The 18,625-nt window shown below is 32.2% G+C and carries 20 protein-coding genes; 15 read left to right on the forward strand and 5 right to left on the reverse strand.

What is annotated here, in order from left to right; translation table 11 throughout:
* Positions 1–4: 4 nt before the first annotated feature.
* Entirely contained in the window at positions 5–976 is a 972-nt protein-coding gene (gene priS, locus Q4P18_RS06900) for a DNA primase catalytic subunit PriS (RefSeq protein WP_303337177.1), read from the reverse strand.
* Positions 977–1,127: 151 nt separating this feature from the next.
* On the opposite strand from priS, the gene Q4P18_RS06905 reads away from it, so the two are divergent.
* Complete coding sequence (locus Q4P18_RS06905; RefSeq protein ID WP_303337179.1) at positions 1,128–1,646, forward strand: hypothetical protein; 519 nt, start codon at positions 1,128–1,130, stop codon at positions 1,644–1,646.
* Here the strand turns inward: Q4P18_RS06905 and priL are convergent.
* Positions 1,643–2,980: a DNA primase large subunit PriL gene (gene priL, locus Q4P18_RS06910; RefSeq protein ID WP_303337181.1), complete on the reverse strand. Its 1,338-nt coding sequence runs from the start codon at positions 2,978–2,980 to the stop codon at positions 1,643–1,645. The genes Q4P18_RS06905 and priL overlap by 4 nt on opposite strands.
* 172 nt (positions 2,981–3,152) lie before the next feature.
* On the opposite strand from priL, the gene metG reads away from it, so the two are divergent.
* The 12 genes from metG (at position 3,153) to Q4P18_RS06970 (ending at position 15,450) form a co-directional block, all read left to right on the forward strand.
* Entirely contained in the window at positions 3,153–5,135 is a 1,983-nt protein-coding gene (metG, locus tag Q4P18_RS06915; RefSeq protein WP_303337183.1) for a methionine--tRNA ligase, read from the forward strand.
* Positions 5,136–5,171: 36 nt separating this feature from the next.
* Positions 5,172–6,752: a DUF530 domain-containing protein gene (locus tag Q4P18_RS06920; protein WP_303337185.1), complete on the forward strand. Its 1,581-nt coding sequence runs from the start codon at positions 5,172–5,174 to the stop codon at positions 6,750–6,752.
* A 7-nt stretch (positions 6,753–6,759) separates the two neighbouring features.
* On the forward strand, positions 6,760–7,242 hold the full coding sequence (locus tag Q4P18_RS06925) for a hypothetical protein (RefSeq protein WP_303337187.1): 483 nt from the start codon (positions 6,760–6,762) through the stop codon (positions 7,240–7,242).
* A gap of 9 nt (positions 7,243–7,251) precedes the next feature.
* Complete coding sequence (locus Q4P18_RS06930) at positions 7,252–8,268, forward strand: multidrug transporter (RefSeq protein ID WP_303337188.1); 1,017 nt, start codon at positions 7,252–7,254, stop codon at positions 8,266–8,268.
* A 15-nt stretch (positions 8,269–8,283) separates the two neighbouring features.
* Positions 8,284–9,066: a pyrroline-5-carboxylate reductase gene (locus tag Q4P18_RS06935; RefSeq protein WP_303337190.1), complete on the forward strand. Its 783-nt coding sequence runs from the start codon at positions 8,284–8,286 to the stop codon at positions 9,064–9,066.
* Positions 9,067–9,171: 105 nt separating this feature from the next.
* Positions 9,172–9,459 (forward strand): UPF0058 family protein, encoded by a 288-nt coding sequence (locus Q4P18_RS06940; RefSeq protein WP_303337192.1) that lies wholly within the window; start codon positions 9,172–9,174, stop codon positions 9,457–9,459.
* Between the two features lie 342 nt (positions 9,460–9,801).
* Complete coding sequence (locus Q4P18_RS06945) at positions 9,802–11,181, forward strand: 2,3-diphosphoglycerate synthetase (RefSeq protein ID WP_303337194.1); 1,380 nt, start codon at positions 9,802–9,804, stop codon at positions 11,179–11,181.
* A 76-nt stretch (positions 11,182–11,257) separates the two neighbouring features.
* Positions 11,258–11,845: a TetR/AcrR family transcriptional regulator gene (locus tag Q4P18_RS06950; RefSeq protein WP_303337196.1), complete on the forward strand. Its 588-nt coding sequence runs from the start codon at positions 11,258–11,260 to the stop codon at positions 11,843–11,845.
* Between the two features lie 12 nt (positions 11,846–11,857).
* Entirely contained in the window at positions 11,858–13,123 is a 1,266-nt protein-coding gene (locus Q4P18_RS06955) for a YhgE/Pip domain-containing protein (RefSeq protein WP_303337198.1), read from the forward strand.
* A 70-nt stretch (positions 13,124–13,193) separates the two neighbouring features.
* Complete coding sequence (mtxX, locus tag Q4P18_RS06960; protein ID WP_303337200.1) at positions 13,194–13,910, forward strand: methanogenesis marker protein Mmp4/MtxX; 717 nt, start codon at positions 13,194–13,196, stop codon at positions 13,908–13,910.
* 12 nt (positions 13,911–13,922) lie between these two features.
* Complete coding sequence (uppS, locus tag Q4P18_RS06965) at positions 13,923–14,687, forward strand: polyprenyl diphosphate synthase (protein WP_303337203.1); 765 nt, start codon at positions 13,923–13,925, stop codon at positions 14,685–14,687.
* A 1-nt stretch (position 14,688) separates the two neighbouring features.
* The gene (locus Q4P18_RS06970) at positions 14,689–15,450 is read left to right on the forward strand and encodes a TatD family hydrolase (protein WP_368660195.1); all 762 of its coding nucleotides are present in this window, start codon (positions 14,689–14,691) and stop codon (positions 15,448–15,450) included.
* Here the strand turns inward: Q4P18_RS06970 and Q4P18_RS06975 are convergent.
* The gene (locus tag Q4P18_RS06975) at positions 15,447–15,617 is read right to left on the reverse strand and encodes a zinc-ribbon domain-containing protein (protein WP_303337207.1); all 171 of its coding nucleotides are present in this window, start codon (positions 15,615–15,617) and stop codon (positions 15,447–15,449) included. The two genes, Q4P18_RS06970 and Q4P18_RS06975, sit on opposite strands and share 4 nt — an antisense overlap.
* Positions 15,618–15,628: 11 nt before the next feature.
* Positions 15,629–16,015, reverse strand: coding sequence for a carboxymuconolactone decarboxylase family protein (locus Q4P18_RS06980; protein ID WP_303337209.1), 387 nt, complete (start codon positions 16,013–16,015; stop codon positions 15,629–15,631).
* Between the two features lie 229 nt (positions 16,016–16,244).
* Between Q4P18_RS06980 and Q4P18_RS06985 the strand changes: the two genes are divergently transcribed.
* Positions 16,245–16,751, forward strand: coding sequence for a hypothetical protein (locus tag Q4P18_RS06985; protein WP_303337211.1), 507 nt, complete (start codon positions 16,245–16,247; stop codon positions 16,749–16,751).
* On the opposite strand, the gene Q4P18_RS06990 is transcribed toward Q4P18_RS06985, so the two are convergent.
* On the reverse strand, positions 16,748–16,885 hold the full coding sequence (locus Q4P18_RS06990; protein ID WP_303337213.1) for a hypothetical protein: 138 nt from the start codon (positions 16,883–16,885) through the stop codon (positions 16,748–16,750). The genes Q4P18_RS06985 and Q4P18_RS06990 overlap by 4 nt on opposite strands.
* A gap of 186 nt (positions 16,886–17,071) precedes the next feature.
* Here Q4P18_RS06990 and Q4P18_RS06995 point away from each other — a divergent pair.
* Positions 17,072–18,625: DNA methyltransferase (locus tag Q4P18_RS06995; protein WP_303337215.1), on the forward strand; the 1,554-nt coding region annotated here is incomplete at its 3' end.

The raw sequence follows: 18,625 nt of genomic DNA on the forward strand, positions 1-18,625 counted from the left end.
CTTATTAGTTTCTTTCATAAACAAATTTTGGAACAGCTTCTTTAAACGGATCAAAGGTTTCTCTATTTTTCACTTCAACACATTTCATGCTTACTTTGGAATGAAGTGATGAAGGTAAACGCAATATCCTTTTTAAATCTATTGATACTTTTGCATCAATTGTTTCAAGATTTGTTCTGGCCATTGCCTTTGTTAGTTTTTTATAACGAATTGGTCCGATGTTGTTTTTAAACATTCCCCATTGTCCCTCATCAACCAAATGACGATATTTTATGATATCCTTCATTAAAGGTTTATTGATGCCGTCTATCTGCTCGTTTCCAACAAGATGTTGGATATTGTATTTTACTCTTTGCGTAAATACTTTTGGATATCCTATCGGTATTGAGAAATGCTCGAAGTTGAATGATTTGTTGGATAGATTGGAGTTTGAAAATTCGGTATTGGGCACTTCTGCACCTGCAGCATACTTTAACAATTCTCCTCTAAGCTCACTTCCCTCTGTCATTACTTCCTCATCAAGAATTCTTATGTGGTAACCTCTTCCAGAGTATATTAAATGAATGTTTTGAAGGCCTAAATCGTCTTCTAATGTGTCAATGAGGTTATTGACGATTTCTTTAGCTTCTCCAAGACAAACTTCACAAACGCCGTCGCACTGGCAGGTTCTGATTGGAATATCTTTTGCATCCACATCAAAAATGAATTCTGCCTTTTGCCAATCCTGCCTTTTTGAAGGGTTGTTATAGAAAGCAACAGAGACATAGGCTGCAAATGGTGACTTGTACCTTAGGAATTTTCTTAAAGACTCCTTTCCCTTAAACACTTTGTACCTATCATTTGGTCCATTTCCTATATGGTCAAAACCAAACTCTCTTTTTGTTATTTCCTTGCTTATAAAGTCAGGCAAATCTTTTTCAGACCATTCTTCCCTATAATACTGTCTTCTTTCTTTCAAAGTAGCTTTAGAGAACATAAAAATCATTTATTTAATATTTATTTTTCCATTCATTCAGTTATTATTTTAAGATTATTAATAAAAATAATTTGTGATTTTTAAAATTAATAGAAATAGTTATAAAGGTTTAAATTAATATTAGGTTTTGATAATAATTAAGGTGATAGATATGGAAGAAGAGTATATTGAAGTTATAGGTGTAGAGCAACTTAAAACTATTTTAACAACTTTAAGTCCTAAAGACATTGTTGAATTTGCTTATAGGAAATGGATTCCTTGTCAAAGGTCAGGTTACACCATTCTTAATCTAGAAACTGGTGAGGTTTCAGGTTTAGGTGTTGAACAAAACCAATTGCCTTTAGACGATAGCTTATTCATAGTATTATACACAATAATGGCCATTGAAAACCCTGTAAAACCGGAAGATTTCCTTTCAGAAGAGGAATTGGAGGAGTATGATGAATTTAAGGATGATGATCCATCTGAATACACTCCAGACATTTTATCTGAATTCTGTAAAGAGGAAGGAATTGACGAGGATGAAAGAAAAATCAGTGTTTTAGCTGACAGATTTGAAGAAAACGAATATTGGAATTACAATAAATGGGAAACTGGTGTTTTAAATGAATATTATGATGCTATTCAAGAGGAGCATTATACATTTAAAACTGTTGATGAAGAAGTTTAACTACTTTCTTTTTTTCCTTTTTTATCTATCTGATATTTTTTACGCCCATAACATGATAATGGGTTATTAAGGCCTTTACATGAACCGTCTGGTTTACATAGTTGAGGTAAATGCATTTTTATTTTTTCACAGCTCATTGGAGTGTACCATGTTGTTTCCCCTTCATTTTCAAGGCTAATTTCATCATGAAGGCCGAATCCAAGCTTTGAAATGATGTTTAGCTTTTCCTGTGGTTGGTCATCGAAAAGTGGGGGTGTGCAATTGTCTGCCGCCTGATATATCAATGGCAATATTTCGTTTTCAGTTATTTTTAAGTCAGTGTCAATATCTGATATCTTAACGGATTCGTCAGAACCAAATATTCCGGGATATAGTCTGGCATATGATACGAATGAAGTTAAAAGAAGCACAATCGCATCATTACGTCCTCCAGAGCTTACTCCTTCAATGGTATTTTGAATACATGGTGGGAATGCTTCAGGAACTAATTTTCCACCTTTTACAGTTCCATACAAGCCTCCGCTACCTGCATAATAAGTGTTATATTTGGACATTTCTTCAGGGATAATTTCCTTCAATTGTTCTCCCAGCTCAAGAATTATTGGATGCATTTCAATGATTTTTGACATTTCCTTTATTCTTTTTATGTATTCTTCTGTTTTTTGCATTATCAATCTTGAAAGTATCAATTCTTTTATTTTCTGCCCTACAATTATGTCATATATTCTGTCTGCAGGTCTTCCGTCAAATTTGTCCCCATACTTTTCCAGGAATTCCTCTTTTTCAAGTATTATTTCACCATTGTCCAATAGCAGTTGAACCAATGAGAGCTTTTTGGATCCGATTACTTCTTTTAGGGAAGTCCATTTTATTGATCCATCCACTGCTATGTCTCTGAGGATTTCATCTATTATCTCATATCTGATGCTTGGGGTAATTTTTGATAGTCTTTCTTCAATCAGAAGACCGATGGAATCGATAAATAGTTTTGTTTCACGGGAACTTGTGTTAAATTGAATGGCTAGTGCTTGGCATAAAACGTGGAATGCTATTACATCTTCCTGATATATTTCACTGTTTGATAGATATTCATATTCTCTTGAATCGAAGTTTTTATTGTTCTTTTTTTCAATAGCCCATTTGATTTTGTTTATAGCCAATTCTTTAATTGATCCAGGTATCAATTCATCATCCGAAATCTTTTGATTTGGTGTATGCATTATGCTACTTACCAAATCCTCATTTTCTTCAGTCAGCTGATTCAAATCCCCGTATTCTTTTACTATGCCTCTTCCTTCTTCTGAAAGAGGGTTGATATATGAAATCTCTGCCATGAATTTATATTTGATTTTTATAATTAAAATATTATCTAATTTGACATTTTTTCATCATAATTTTTGGTTTAATCAATACTTTTAAATGTTTTTATTGACATATTTTTTAGTAATAGGCATTTTTAAATGCTAATCTATATTTGAATTTAAATTTTAAGGAGAAATAAGTAAGATGTCAAAGATTTTTATTTCATGTGCACTTCCATATGCAAATGGGCCATGTCATTTGGGACATTTGCGTTCTACTTATTTGCCGGCTGATATTTATGCCAGATACAATAGGATGATAGGCAATGATGTATTGATGGTTTGTGCAACTGATGAACATGGAACACCAATTGCCGTAAAGGCAGATAATGAAAATAAAAAACCTATTGAGATTTCTAAAAGATATCATGATATGATTGCTGAGGATATTAGGTCAATGAACATTTCATTGGACAATTTTACTAGAACTACCGATAAAAAGCATTATGATATAGCTCAAAATTTCTTTTTAGATTTATATAATAAAGGATACATCTACAAAAAAGATATTACTCAACTTTACTGTGAAAACTGTAACAAGTTTTTGCCTGATAGGTATGTCCAAGGTTTATGTCCTGTTTGCGGTTCAGAAGCCCGTGGAGACCACTGTGAGAAGTGTGGAAGACATTTGGAACCTACTGAACTTAAAGAGCCTGAATGTTTGACCTGCGGAAGCACTCCTGTTATTAAAGATACATATCAATATTTCTTTAAGTTAAGTGATTTTCAGGATGATGTTGAAGAATATATAGATAACAACGAATATCTTCCGCCAAACGTTAAGAATTACGCTAAAAACTGGTTAAAAGAAGGATTGAATGACTGGGTTTTAACTCGTGATATGGATTGGGGTATTCCAGTTCCTTTGGATGAGGCAATAGGCAAGGTAATTTATGTTTGGGGTGAAGCATTTTTAGGTTATATCTCTTCTGCAGCACAATGGTCAGAGGAAACCGGAATCAGCTGGAAAGACTATTGGGATGATTATGTGGTTCATTTCATAGGTAAGGATATCATTTACCATCATGCAATCTTTTGGCCAGCTTTACTAGCAGCCCATGGATGTAAAATGCCCGACAACATATATGCTGGTGAATTTCTATCTCTCGAAGGTCAAAAAATGTCAACCAGTAAGAATTGGGTAGTCTGGATTGCTGATTTTGTAAAGGAATTTGATCCTGATCTTTTACGTTATTACTTGACAATTAACGCTCCTTTAAATAAAGACACTGACTTTTCATGGAAGGATTTCCAAAGAAGAAATAATGACGGGCTGGCTGATGTCATTGGTAATTTCCTACATAGGACATTTACATTTACCCATAAGTTCTTTGACGGGAAAGTCCCTGAATACAAAGATCCATCTGTGGAGGATTTGGAATTTGAAAAAAGCATTGAAGAGCTTCCAGATAATGTAGGGGAGTTAATTGCAAACTATGACTTTAGGGAAGGTTTGCTTGAAATATTTAGAGTAGCTAAATTGGGAAATAAATATTTCAACGATCAGGAACCTTGGAAAGCTGTAAAGGAGAATCCGCAAAAAGCAGCTAATACTTTATACCTTTCAAATCAATTAGCAAAAACATTGGCAGTTGTTCTTAAACCTTACATTCCAACTAAAGCTGATGCAATTGCTGAAATTATTAATATTGACATTCCTGAAAAATGGGATGATGCGAAGGTTGCATTGCCGACAGGTCATGAAATAAACAAGGCAAAACCTTTATTTAAAAAAATCGATGACGATGTTATCGATGCACAAATAATCAAATTAAATGAAACTTTAAAAAATAATGAGGATGAAAATATGAGTGACATAATTACAATAGATGACTTTGATAAAGTGGAAATTAAAATAGGACAAATTAAGGAAGCAGAAAAAATCGAAAAATCTGATAAGTTATTAAAATTGCAAGTGGATATTGGGGATGAAGTAAGACAAATTGTAGCAGGTCTTGCTAAATTTTACGCTCCAGAAGAACTCATTGACAGAAAAGTGGCTGTTGTCGTAAACCTCAAACCGGCTAAATTGTTCGGTACATTATCAGAAGGTATGATTTTAGCTACTGGAGAAAGCGGCGCTTTATTGACTCCTGATGAATGTGAAGTCGGTGAAAGAATACAATAATTAAGTTATTAAATAATTTATATCCTTGGTGATAGGATGGAAGAATCTAGGCTAATATCTAAAGCGGAAAACTATCTCTCAGAAATTGGGGAAGATAAGATTGTTTTAGATAACATTGATGATTTTGAATATTTTAAAGAATTATATTTCAAATTAGATGATAGGCTAGATAAGTTATTGGAATTTAAGGATTCTATGGATTCCCAAGGATATAAAAGTCCTTTTAAATCATTAAACAAGTATGGGACAGGTACAATTGGTGAAATTAGTCTGGAAGAGGTAAGTGAAAACAGTCGTCATAACCAGATTTTCAGAATGAGAGCAAATGCTAAGAAAAACATTTTGGAAAGAGTTAAATCTGCAATAGATTCTCATCAGATAGCTATTGGAAACTTGAATAATTATGCCAATATTAAATGTGAAACCTGTTACAAGCAATATAAAATTGATGAATACAAGCAACTTGATGGAAAGTGCAGTTGTGGTTGTGAGAATTTTTCATTCAAAGTCAATAAGGACAAGACTCATAGGATAGAGATAATACCATACTTGCCTTTATCAGGTAATTATATGGTTTTGATGAGTCAATTTTCAAATTGGGGAAGGGATGCATTTAAAAAAGTGTTGAATTTCCTTAAACAAGAACGTAAGGGTCTTGTTAAAACTATTTCTCTTGTTATCAAATTCAAGGATAAGAATAAGCGTTGGATTCGTAAAAACGTTACTTTGGATTCAGAATTCATTGACAATTATGAGGAAGAGGTAAGGAGAATTTATGGAAAAGACGTCAGAATTGAAATGTTGAGATTCCATAGGAGCAAACCTGCAATCATTGACGACAAAAATGCAAGAAATGCTCTTGCAATTGCCTATGTCAAATATGGTGAGGAGCTAGTTAACGAAATCAGGGACTCATTGCTGAAAAGAAACATCAGTGATTTTAAAAGAATCAACAAATATGATGAAATCATTGCCAAATATGAAAACAATGTTCCTTTCTTTATAGAAAAGAATGATATTGAAGGGTTGGAAATCTGGAGAAACTCTGAAATAGAGCGTGAATTCAAAGAGCTTGGATATATGGATTCTTTTGGTAATTTAACACGTTCCTTAAAAAGGGATTTGAAAAAAAGAGAAAACATTGAAAAAAATATTTTCACACACATTCCTGTTATTTTGATAATGTGGGATATTTTCAAATATTATCTGACAACTTCTTATCATAATCGTAAGTATGCTAATGGTCCGTTTCCAAGAATTAGGGTAAATTTGGATAGGCAACAAAGAAAGGCATTCCAAACTAATTACAATAGTGTTATTAGCATATTGAATAGGGAAACCAATCTAAAAATTATTTCCATTCCTGAGATGGATTTGATTCTTCATGAAAAGTTCCATCTTGAAAAGTTAATCAGCGATTCAAATATTAAAGTTAACAATCCTGCTTTAGGGGCTGCCTTAATTAACCATATGAATTCTGACATAGATACCAAATCTTTAGGAAATGCTTTCAATATCAATGAGTCTAAAATCAACAAAGAAGTTAAAAATATAGAGAAGCTTAAAAAACCTAAAAGTGAAAAATCTAAGAAATTTTTAGAACTTATTAAAAAGTAGTGATTTTATGTATGATGAGGAAACTACGGAGATTCATATAAAACAGGCTCTTACCTCTTCAAAGATTATGGAATTGATGGATCAATACCCTAATTTACATACTATTACTTGTTCTAGAAGTGTTTACAATAGGATTTCTAAGAGATATATAGAAGCATTGAACACTCTTGACATTGAAGTCAAAATAAAATATAATTGGGGAAGAAAGTCCAAATACGATTTGTTAAAAAGCAAGGTTATTAAGATGGCTGAAGAGGGTTTTTCGGCCAAATCAATTGCTAAAAAATTGGATATTCCACTCAATAAGGTTTATTATTTGGTTAGAAGTAGCGATAGTGATTTTAAATTTAACAATTATAAAAAAGAACATGATGATGATAAAAGGAATTTAATTTTTGACTTGAGGGATGGGGGCAAAAAGCCTAAAGAGATTTCAGAAGAATTAGATATTCCTTTAAGAACTGTTTATTATATTTTAAATAAAAAATAAGTGATTTCCATGAGTAATATTCTTCCACAATTACCACTGTATTTTATAGCTATTATATGTGGTATTATATCATTTTTAGTAACTCGTTTGTCAATGCCTAAGATTATTAAAAAACTTGAAAAGGCAGAAATTGTTGGAAAAGATATCCATAAGTCTTGGAAACCTATTGTAGCTGAAATGGGTGGTTTTGGGATTCTTTTTGGTTTTATTATAGGTATTTTTGCAGGAATTGGAATGCACGATCTTTTAACATTCCAGTTAATGGTTGTCTTGGTTGTTATTTTGCTTGTTGGAATCATTGGTATTGTTGATGATTTGTTGGTTTTGTCATCCAAGGAAAAATTCTTTTTGCTCTTTTTAGCGGGAATTCCTCTTGTTTGGGCTGCACCTCCTCACGTAGGTATTATTTATTTGATTTGCATTCCTATAGCTTTGTCTATTGGTGCTAATATTACAAACATGTTGGCTGGTTTAAACGGTATTGAATCCGGTTTGGGTATTATTTCCTTAACTTCTTTAACCATCGCATGTATTATTCTTGGAAAATATGACGTAACCATTATTAGTATGAGTATGTTGGGGTCTCTTGTTGCATTTCTATACTTCAACAAGCATCCTGCAAAGGTATTTCCTGGAGATACAGGTACTTTGATCATTGGTGCTACTATTGTTTCTATCGCATTCATCGGTAGGGTTAAGTTAATAGCTTTAATCGTTTTGTTGCCTAACATTATTGATGCTGCTCTTAAGTTTTATAGTGCTGGTGTTATGGAGAGGCAGCAGTTTGAACCTACTAAAGTCAATGATGAGGGAAAGCTTGTAAGGCCGGAGGTAGGTTTCAAATCTTTAATCAGACTTGTTTTAAGAAAACCTATTTCTGAGAAAAAGGCGGTTAGAATCATTTGGGGCATTGGCATTGTATTTGGAATCATTGGTATTGCTGTTGCTTGCATAATGCCTGGTGTTTTGGAAAATCAGACTTTGGCTAATTTCATGCAAATTAAGGAATTTTTCTATCATATGTAGTTGGGATTGTTTAAAATGAGGCTTGGAATTATTGGTTATGGTAATATAGGTAGCTTGATTTCTAATAATCTGGAAGCTGTTGGATTTTTGGAGGATAATGTTTTGAACTTATCCAACAGATCTTTCTCCAAGATTGAAAGTCTTGATTCCAGGATTAACAAGTTTGAAAGTAATGTTGATCTTGCTAAAAGTTCTGATGTTATATTCATTTCAGTTAAAAGCCCTGATTTAATTGAGGTTATTGAAGAGATAGCTCCTTTTATTGAAGATGAAACTTATTTGGTGCATTCATCTGCAGGAATTAGTTTTAAGGATATAGCTAATGTATATGATGGTCAAGTTTCCTGCGTAATCCCTTCAATTTCATCATGGCCATCTGAAAACAATCAAAAATCAGGAATCTCTATTTTTTATCATGATGAGAACGTGTCAATGGAAAACAGGAGAAATATTGAAGGGCTGTTTTCAAAGTTCAGCAAAGTAATAACCGCTGACAACTATGATGACCTTGAGGCATTGACTGTTGCAACCAGTTGCATGCCGGCATTCATAGCTTTTGCAACAGCACTGTTTGCAAAGGAATTGGAAAGAAATTCTAATTTGAGCTATGAGGACATTTACGGATATTTGAATGAAACTAACTATAGCACTGCCAACTTGTTGAATCAGGATATTTTCGGAAGTGATGAATTAATAAATAAAGTTGCTACAAAAAATGGTATCACTCAAAAGGGTTTAGATTATCTTTATAATGAATTACCTTTAATTTACAATAATTTAATAAAAAAATTAATGTGAAAATCGTGTAAATAGCCATATCTTTAAATATAATGGCTATGTAAATATTATATGTCAAATTAATGTCTTGGAGAAATGTGTTAATTTTAAGATGAGTTAGATATTATGTATAAGGATGAAATGATACAATTACATCAATTTTTAGTTTATGTTCTTAAGTTTTTAGCAGAAAACGATCAAATTCAAAATGACTGTAGCGAATATATGATACTCAATATAAGTCCTCATCATATTCATAAAACTAAAGCTGAACATAAGCATGCAATTTTTGTTCTTTGTAAAATAATTTCTGAAATAATCGCTGATAAAGATAATAATTCCATTCCATCTAATGTATGTAATTCTTTATCTGACTTAGTTGCTAGATCTGAAAAGGAACTAAAAACTGCTTAAATTTAAAATAAAAAAAATAGAAATGAGAGTTTTCACTTCTCATTTCCAAAAATATTTTAGTAAATTATCTATAATTCGTCTTTTCTTTTATATTCGAATTCTTTTTTTGCGTCTTCTACTTTTTTGATTTGTTCTTCTTTGAATTTTCTTTCATCGAAATTTGAACCGTTTGCCATATTTTCATCTCTTTATTTGTTACTTATAATCAAAGATAGTACCTATTACCTTAACGATGATTATAGTGTATAATGAGTACGTTTATGTATTATTTAAACATTTGTTATTGTACCTTAGAGAAGTTTAAATATAAAGTGTTTATAAATTAAGAGTAAAGGTGATTTAATGACTAAAAAAATGCTTTGCTTAATTGATGGAGAACACTATCTTCCAGTAACTCAAGAGGCAATCGATACTTTAAACAAATTGGAATACCATGATGTTAAAGCGGCTGTATTTATTGGAGGAACTGAAAAACTCAAAAACGATGATGAAGGATCTTATTCCAATATTTTGGGAGTTCCTGTAAAATTTGGTGATGGGAATGGCATTCCTTATGAATTGATCAAGAACATGATTCAAATCTATGATGTTAACACTGTTTTTGATTTGAGTGATGAACCTATTTTGGATTATGAGAAAAGATTTAAGATAGCTTGTTTGGTTTTGGAACAGAATATTACATATGAAGGGCCTGATTTTAAATTTGAACCAGTTACCCAATATGAAATAATGGAAAAACCTTCACTTAAAATCCTTGGAACAGGTAAAAGAATAGGTAAAACAGCAGTTTCCGGTTTTGTTTCAAGATTGCTTCATGAAAACGGCCACAACCCTTGTGTTGTAGCAATGGGAAGAGGCGGACCTGAAGAGCCTGAAATAGTGCATGGTGATGAAATTGAGATTTCTCCTGAATTCCTATTGGAGCAATCTGAAAAGGGAGTTCATGCAGCTAGTGATCATTGGGAAGATGCATTGATGAGTCGTATTTTAACCATAGGGTGCAGACGCTGTGGTGGGGGTATGGCTGGTGAAGTATTCTTAACCAATATGAAAAAAGGAGCCCAATTGGCAAATAAGGTCGATTCTGAGTTTGCCATTTTTGAAGGTAGTGGTGCAGCTATCCCACCTATTAAAACAAACAAGAATATAGTTCTTGTAGGTGCAAATCAGCCTATCAACAATATTGTTAAATATTTCGGACCTTATAGGATTAGCTTTGCTGACCTGGTTATCATGACAATGTGTGAGGAGCCTATGGCAAATGCTGAAAAGATAAAATATATTGAAGACGCCATTAAGGAAATTAATCCTGACGCTAAACTAATAGCTACTGTATTTAGACCAAAACCATTAGGTGATATTACAGGTAAAAACGTTTTATTTGCAACAACAGCACCAAGCAGTGTACAGCCTAAATTGGTAGAGTATCTTGAAACCAATTACGACTGCAATGTTGTTGGAATCTCTTCAAATCTGGCTAATAGGCCGCTTTTACGTGAAGACATTAAGGCCCATATTGACGATGCTGATGTTATGCTAACTGAACTTAAGGCAGCTGCCGTTGATGTGGCAACTAAGGAAGCTATTGATGGCGGTCTTGAAGTAGTCTATTGTGACAACATTCCTATTCCTTTAGATTATACCTATCCTGACCTGGAAAAATCTGTTTTAGATTTAGTACAATCAGCTATTTTTGATTTTAACAATGAGATTGAAGATTAATCTCATTTTTTTTTCATTTTTTTTATAGTGTTTTTTTGGGAAAAACTTTATATGTATGTAAGTAATTACTTACATTATGAATATTTTTGATAAAACGGAAAAAAGAATCATTGAAGCGACACTTCAAACCTTATTGGAAAACGGTTTATCTTCAACAACAACAGTAAAAATAGCTAAAAACGCTGATTTAAACGAAGTTACAATATTCAGAAGATTCAAATCAAAGGCAAATCTTTTAAAGGAAACCAAAAACTATTATCTGAATTTTGCCTTAAACGAAATTGGTAACGTTTTTAAATATGATGAAAATAAGGATTTTGACGTTTTATTAAATGAAATATTTATAGATATAATAAACTTCTTTGAAAATAATATGGATATTATACAGGTGGCCATTGACGTAAACTTTACTCTTGGAAACACTCATATTGTAGATGCAGTTACAAACAAGATAATAGATAACTTAACTAAAATTTTTGAAAATGCAATGAAGAGTAAGAAAATAAGAAAAGTAAATCCGAAAATGGCAGCTTTCAATATTTACAGCATTATTTTTCAAACATTTATTCATTGGAGAATATATGGTGGAGAACAGATACCGAATTTAGATAAGCAAATTGCTGATTTTCTTGATATGTTCCTCAATGGGATTTTAAAAGAATAAATGGTGGATTATATGGGGATAGAAAAAGTCACACATATCTTTAAAAATGATTTACATTCACTTGTAAAAAATCCTGCTGTAATGATTACAATTATTGTAATTATTATTTTACCGTCCTTATATGCGCTTTTAAATGTAGAGGCATGTTGGGATCCCTATGGAAATACTGATAATTTAGATTTTGCAATTGTTAACAATGACATTAACTCAACATATAACGGCAAGTCTTTGAACTTTGGAGATCAGGTTGTAGACGAGCTTAAGAAAAACGATGATTTTGATTGGAAATTTGTAAGTGAGGATAATGCAAGGCTTGGAGTGGAAAATGGGTCATATTATGCGGCCATCATAATTCCTGAGAACTTTACTCAGGACATATTGTCAATTGATTCTCAAAATCCATCAAAAACAAGCTTAACTTACTTGATAAATGAAAAAACCAATCCTGTCGCATCAAGAATGAGCAATAATGTAGCCAACGAAATTCAGGAAAAGATAAATTATAAGGTCATTCAAACCGTTGACAGCGTAGCATTTAAACAATTGGCACAGTTAGGTCAAGCAACCCAGCAGTCACCGTTAGTGCAACTGAACATGGTAAACGAAACAGGAGTCGACGATTATTTCTACTCACCAGTCGATATTGATCGTGAAGAGATGTTCTCTGTTGAAAATTACGGATCAGAGGTATCTCCATTTTACATAGTTCTGTCAATCTGGGTTGGATGTGTCATTTCAGTAGCTTTAATTAAAACAAGATATCTTGGCCAGTCAAAGTACACTCCTCTGGAACTCTACTTCGGAAGAATGGGATTATTCATATTGATAGCGTTGCTACAATCAACCGTTACATTAATAGGAGCATTCTGGCTTGGAATACAAATAGAAAATCCGGTGTTGTTCATTGCATTCACATACATGATTACTGTGGTGTTCATAGTATTGATTTATTCATTCGTATCTATCTTTGGAAACGCTGGAAAGGCAATAGCTATTGTATTGTTGGTGTTCCAGATATCCTCAACAAACGGTATTTATCCTGTATACGTTATGAATTCATTCCTCCAAACAATAAGTCCAGTTTTACCGATGACATATGCTATTGACTTGTTGAGAAACGCTCTTCTAGGTATGTATTGGCCTAATGCGATGCCTGACATCTATGTATTGGTTGGAATATTAATGGGAATTTTGCTAATTTCAATTTTAATAAAAGAGCTATTTGACAAAGCGGCCAATAAATTTGAACAATCACTTATTGATTCTGGACTATTCTAGAATCATTTTCTCCTTTTTTTAGTAACTTATAGTTATCTTTATAAATAATTTATTACATATTTAAATACTAATGAAAACTATAGCTGTTGGTATTGGTGAGAATAAGAATATTCTAAAAGCTATAGATAGTAATGAAAATGAAGATATTGATTTTAAATTGATCTATAATGACGAGGATTTAACTGATGCAATCTTAGATCCTGAAGTTGATGCTGTTATTAGGGGATCTTTACCTGCATCAAAGGTTATGAAAAGTTTAAAGTCAAGATTTAAGGAAAATTTTATTTTTAGGGCTACCTATATTATCGATACTGATAAAGAGTTTCTGCTGACTCCTGTTGGAATTGATGAGGGGGATTCAATAGAAAACAAACTTAAAATAGCTATGGAATGCGGTAAGTTTTTAAGAAAACAGAAAATAGAACCTAAGATTGCAGTTCTTGCTGATGGCAGGAAAGGAGATTATGGGAGAAGCTCCAGAATCAGCAACTCTATTGATGAAAGCGAAAAACTTACTGAGCTAATTAAAAAAAACACAGACTTCAATGTTGAAAATTATTATATTTTGATAGAGAGGGCTTTAAAGGACAATTGTAATGTCATAATAGCTCCAGACGGAATTTTCGGAAACGTTTTATTTAGAAGCTTGGTTCTTATTAATTCATGGCCAAGTTATGGTGCCGTGACATTCGGATTGTCAGATATTTACATAGACACTAGCAGAGACCAAAGTGAAGAAGGATATGGTCGTTCAATTGAATTAGCATATAGATTAACTAAAGTTTAAATGGGGATGGAAATGGGAGAGAATTTACTTTATAAATTTTATGAATGGAATATTTCTAGGAAATTGGATCAGGAAAAAATGCCAAAGCATGTTGCCATAATCATGGATGGTAATAGAAGGTATTCCAAGCTTCAGGGAAATATTGATGTTGTAAAAGGCCATGAGATAGGTGTTGATACCCTTGAAAGAGTATTGGATTGGACTATTGAACTTGGAATTGAAATAGTTACTGTTTATGCATTTTCCACAGAAAACTTCAACAGGCCAAAACATGAGGTTGATGGTTTGATGAATCTTTTTGTTAAGAACTTCAAACGTCTTGTTAACCATGATAAGATACATAACAATGAGGTTAAAGTTCAAGTAGTGGGAAAGCTTGATTTAATACCTGAAGATGTTCTTGAAGCGATTCATGAGGCTGAAAAGGCAACAGAACACTATGATAAGAGAATCCTTAACATAGCTATTGGCTATGATGGAAGACAGGAAATTGTCGACTCCGTCAAAAAGATTGCGGAGGATGTTAAGGATGGAAAATTGGATCCTGAAGATATTTGTGAAGATGACGTAAGCAGAAACCTTTACACTGCAGGATTGGATGATCCTAATCTCATTATCAGAACCAGTGGTGAGGAACGTTTAAGCGGATTTTTATTATGGCAATCATCCTACTCAGAGCTTTATTTCTGTGAAAGCCTATGGCCTGAACTTAGAAAGGTTGATTTTTTAAGAGCTATCAGATCCTATCAGGAAAGGGAACGTAGATTTGGTGTTTAAATTGATTGATACTCATTGTCATGTTAATTTTGAAGATTATGATGCCGATAGGGATGACGTTATAAGCCGTGCTCAAGACAAATTGGATGCCGTAATAGTTTCAGGAACCAGTCTTGAAAGCAACATCCAACTTCTGGATTTGGTTGATGAATATAAGGAATTTTTATATCCTACTTTTGGTTTTCATCCTTTAACTTCACAGGATTCAACCGAGGAAGAGTTAAAGGAAGCTCAGAATTATCTAATTGAAAATAGGGATAAATTTGTAGCCATCGGTGAAGTGGGAACCGATTATTTCTATGTTAAGGAAAAACCAATAAGGGAAAGACAAAGGGAGATTTTCAAAAGCTTTATGGATATAGCTAATGACTATAAGATTCCTTTACAGATGCACGTTCGTGACAGCGAAAGAAAGGCTTTCAATCTTCTTGAGGATTATGAGGATATTCCTTATTGCATTTTCCATTGTTATGGCGGAAGCATGAAAACCGCTCGTAGGATTATGGAGAAAGGCAATTATTACATGAGCTTTTCGACAATGGTCTGTTATTCACAACGCCATCAGGAATTAATCAAGGACATTCCTTTGGATTTTGTTTTGACAGAAACCGACAGTCCTTATCTGGCAATGACAAAAGAGGAAAGAAACGAACCTGCTAATGTAAGTCTTGCCGTTGAAAAAATAGCTGAAATAAAAGATTTGGATGTAGCTACTGTAGATGAAGTAACTACAGAAAATGCAAAAAAAGTCTTTAATATCTAATGACAGACGCTATGCATCAATAATGCTAGCTCTATCTCTTCTTGTTCTCTTTTTTCTTTATCGATTTGTGCTTGTCTGTGAAAACTTTCAGGAAGTTCTTTTCCACAGTATTGGCAGTATCGGCTGTCTTCCAATAAGTCATTATTGCAAAATGGACAATATGTCATGGAATCACCATTTATTCTACTGGAAGCAAATCTCTTTTTTTGAAAACTTCCTTAGCCGCCATGACTCCGTTGATTGCTGCTGGAAAGCCTGCATAGGCAGACATCTGCATGATAATTTCAACTATCTCTTTAGGGCTGTTTCCTGCATTCAATGCAGCTCCGATATGATCTTTTAGTTGTGGTGTTGCATGGCCTAAAGCTGTTAGTGCAGCAACTGTACATAATTCACGTGTTTTCAAATCAACTTCTTCACGAGTATAGATTTCGGAATATGGGAACTCAACGATGAATCTGCCCAAATCTGGTGCGATGTCTTCCAATTCCTTAAATATCTCTTCTATCTTATCACCATTGGTAATGCTTAAAATACTCATTCCTTTTTTGAATCTATCTTCCATTTTAACACCTATTTATTAATATCTAATTCATTTAATATAATTGTTTTTATTTTAAAGAGAAATTATTTATTTTTTATTGATAATAATTTATCATTAGCTTCAATTAAAGAAAATAGTGGTTTAAATTAAAATTAATAAAATAGATATTGAAAAAGTTAAAAATGAATATGTTTGTGAAACTTTAAATTCCAATCATTCTTTATCTTCCTTCAAATTAGATTCTGATGATTTGAATGAATATTTAAGGGATGATGCTTTAAGACATCAAAATTTTAAATTTAACATGACCAGTTTAATTTTATATCAAGGACAGGTGATTGGATATTTTACATTGTTGGCTGACTTAATTGAAATAAAGAAACTTAATATGTATGATTATAATAAAATTATTTTTAAATCACCCTTTAAGACTTTGCCTGCAGTTAAATTAGCTAGATTTGCAATTGATAAAAAATTTACCAATATTGGATTAGGAACTGAAATCCTATCTCGAATTTTGTTAAGTATTTATGACAAGTCCAATTATATTGGTATTAGATATGTAACAGTTGATGGATTTGCAAAAGCTTTTAATTTTTATACAAAAAATGGTTTAATTCCATTTAAAAAGGAAGAACAAAAACTAAATAAAATAAATAAAATTATTAAAAAAGATCCAGAAAAAACTATTTCATTATATTTTGATTTATATAATTATAAAAAATTCCTGATGTTATTAATGCCATATTATATTTAAAAAATTTTTTTAGCTTTTTTCATTCTTTCAAACATTTTTATCTGTTCTTTGCTTGGAGGTTGATTCATTCTTTTTAAAAATTCGATTGCATCTTCCCCTTCTAAAACAGGGGTTGGTTCAATAGGTCTTGCCATGATTCAGTCTCCTTTATTTTTACTTGTTAGTTATTGTGTATAATGCTGATGTTTTAAGTAATTTTTCTTACTTTTAAGAGCAATTTTCTTGGTTTAAAGCAATTTTTCATTTATGAATACCAAATTAATATATACACTTTATTATAAACTTATATTTATTCAAATAAATTGACAAAAGGTTTAATAATGGTAGCTATAACAAAAGAAGAGGGCTTGAAAGAAGCTAAAAAATTGGTTGAAAAGTTTGAATTAAATGAAGATTTATATAAAAATGACAAATACAATGAGGAACAATTAAAGACAGAGTTTTTAAACCCTTTTTTCAAAGCATTGGGGTGGGACGTTAATAATCAGCAGGATGCGGCACCACAATTCAAAGAAGTTATTTTTGAAGATTCAATTAAAGTAGGTAAAGAAACTAAAGCTCCAGATTATTCCTTTAGAATTGGTGGTCAAAGAATATTCTTTTTAGAGGCTAAAAAACCATCTAGAGACATTAAAAATGATAAGGATCATGCATTTCAGGTAAGGAGATATGGTTGGAGTGCCCAATTAAAAGGCTCTATATTGTCTGATTTTGAAGAGTTGGCTATCTATGAAACACAAACCAAACCAGAATTAAACCAAAGTGCAAGCATTTCAAGATTAAAATACTATAATTATAAGGAATATGTTGAAAAATGGGATGAAATATGGGATTTATTTTCAAAAGAAGCTGTAATGAAAGGTAAATTCAATAAATTCTTCAAATCAGAGAAAAAATTAAAAGGAACAACAACTGTCGATGAGGAGTTTTTAAAAGAAATTAACCAATGGAGAGAACTTCTTGCGAGAAATATAGCACTTAGAAATGAATTGCTAAGTGAAAGTGAATTAAATTATGCAGTTCAGTTAACAATCGATAGAATAATTTTTCTTAGAATGGCTGAAGATAGGGGAATTATAAAATATAGAACCCTTTATAATTTATTGGATAAGGATAATATTTATGAAGCTTTTGGAGAACTTTGTTTAAAGGCAGATTTAAAATACAACAGTGGATTATTCCATTTCTCTCCAGAATCTAAGGATGATGATGGAGTAGACACATTTACTTTAGATTTGACTATCGATGATAATGTTTTCAAAAAAATATTGAAGAATTTGTATTATCCTAACAGTCCTTATGAATTTAGTATGATTTCTCCAGAGATTTTAGGAAATGTTTACGAACAATTTTTAGGAAAAGTCATAACTTTAACAAAAGGCCATAGAGCAAAGGTTATTGAAAAACCGGAAGTTAAGAAAGCCGGTGGGGTTTATTATACTCCAAATTTTATTGTTAAGTACATTGTGGAAAATACTGTTGGGGAATTGTTAAAAGGCAAGACTCCAAATAAAGTGAGCAAAATGAAAATCTTGGATCCATCATGTGGTAGTGGTTCTTTTTTACTAGAAGCTTATCAATTTTTGTTGGATTGGCATTTGGATTATTATACTGGATTGAAAAAACCTCCAAAAAATGTTATTTTTCAAGCAAGGAATGGTGAATGGCTATTGACCATTCAAGAAAAAAAGAGAATACTTTTGAATAATATTTATGGTGTTGATTTAGATGAAAATGCCGTAGAAGTAACCAAACTTAGCTTGCTTCTTAAAGTTCTTGAAAATCAAAATAAGGATAGTTTGGAAGCCCAGCAAAAATTAACAGTTGAAAGAGTGTTGCCTAATTTGAAAGACAATATTAAATGTGGAAATAGT

It is taken from the genome of Methanobrevibacter sp., from assembly GCF_030539665.1.
GTDB lineage: Archaea > Methanobacteriota > Methanobacteria > Methanobacteriales > Methanobacteriaceae > Methanocatella.

Bases quoted from the DNA above. Each gene is read 5' to 3' on its own strand.
- priS (WP_303337177.1), bottom strand. From the start codon at position 976: ATGTTCTCTAAAGCTACTTTGAAAGAAAGAAGACAGTATTATAGGGAA.
- Q4P18_RS06905 (WP_303337179.1), top strand. From the start codon at position 1,128: ATGGAAGAAGAGTATATTGAAGTTATAGGTGTAGAGCAACTTAAAACT.
- priL (WP_303337181.1), bottom strand. From the start codon at position 2,980: ATGGCAGAGATTTCATATATCAACCCTCTTTCAGAAGAAGGAAGAGGC.
- metG (WP_303337183.1), top strand. From the start codon at position 3,153: ATGTCAAAGATTTTTATTTCATGTGCACTTCCATATGCAAATGGGCCA.
- Q4P18_RS06920 (WP_303337185.1), top strand. From the start codon at position 5,172: ATGGAAGAATCTAGGCTAATATCTAAAGCGGAAAACTATCTCTCAGAA.
- Q4P18_RS06925 (WP_303337187.1), top strand. From the start codon at position 6,760: ATGTATGATGAGGAAACTACGGAGATTCATATAAAACAGGCTCTTACC.
- Q4P18_RS06930 (WP_303337188.1), top strand. From the start codon at position 7,252: ATGAGTAATATTCTTCCACAATTACCACTGTATTTTATAGCTATTATA.
- Q4P18_RS06935 (WP_303337190.1), top strand. From the start codon at position 8,284: ATGAGGCTTGGAATTATTGGTTATGGTAATATAGGTAGCTTGATTTCT.
- Q4P18_RS06940 (WP_303337192.1), top strand. From the start codon at position 9,172: ATGTATAAGGATGAAATGATACAATTACATCAATTTTTAGTTTATGTT.
- Q4P18_RS06945 (WP_303337194.1), top strand. From the start codon at position 9,802: ATGACTAAAAAAATGCTTTGCTTAATTGATGGAGAACACTATCTTCCA.
- Q4P18_RS06950 (WP_303337196.1), top strand. From the start codon at position 11,258: ATGAATATTTTTGATAAAACGGAAAAAAGAATCATTGAAGCGACACTT.
- Q4P18_RS06955 (WP_303337198.1), top strand. From the start codon at position 11,858: ATGGGGATAGAAAAAGTCACACATATCTTTAAAAATGATTTACATTCA.
- mtxX (WP_303337200.1), top strand. From the start codon at position 13,194: ATGAAAACTATAGCTGTTGGTATTGGTGAGAATAAGAATATTCTAAAA.
- uppS (WP_303337203.1), top strand. From the start codon at position 13,923: ATGGGAGAGAATTTACTTTATAAATTTTATGAATGGAATATTTCTAGG.
- Q4P18_RS06975 (WP_303337207.1), bottom strand. From the start codon at position 15,617: ATGACATATTGTCCATTTTGCAATAATGACTTATTGGAAGACAGCCGA.
- Q4P18_RS06980 (WP_303337209.1), bottom strand. From the start codon at position 16,015: ATGGAAGATAGATTCAAAAAAGGAATGAGTATTTTAAGCATTACCAAT.
- Q4P18_RS06990 (WP_303337213.1), bottom strand. From the start codon at position 16,885: ATGGCAAGACCTATTGAACCAACCCCTGTTTTAGAAGGGGAAGATGCA.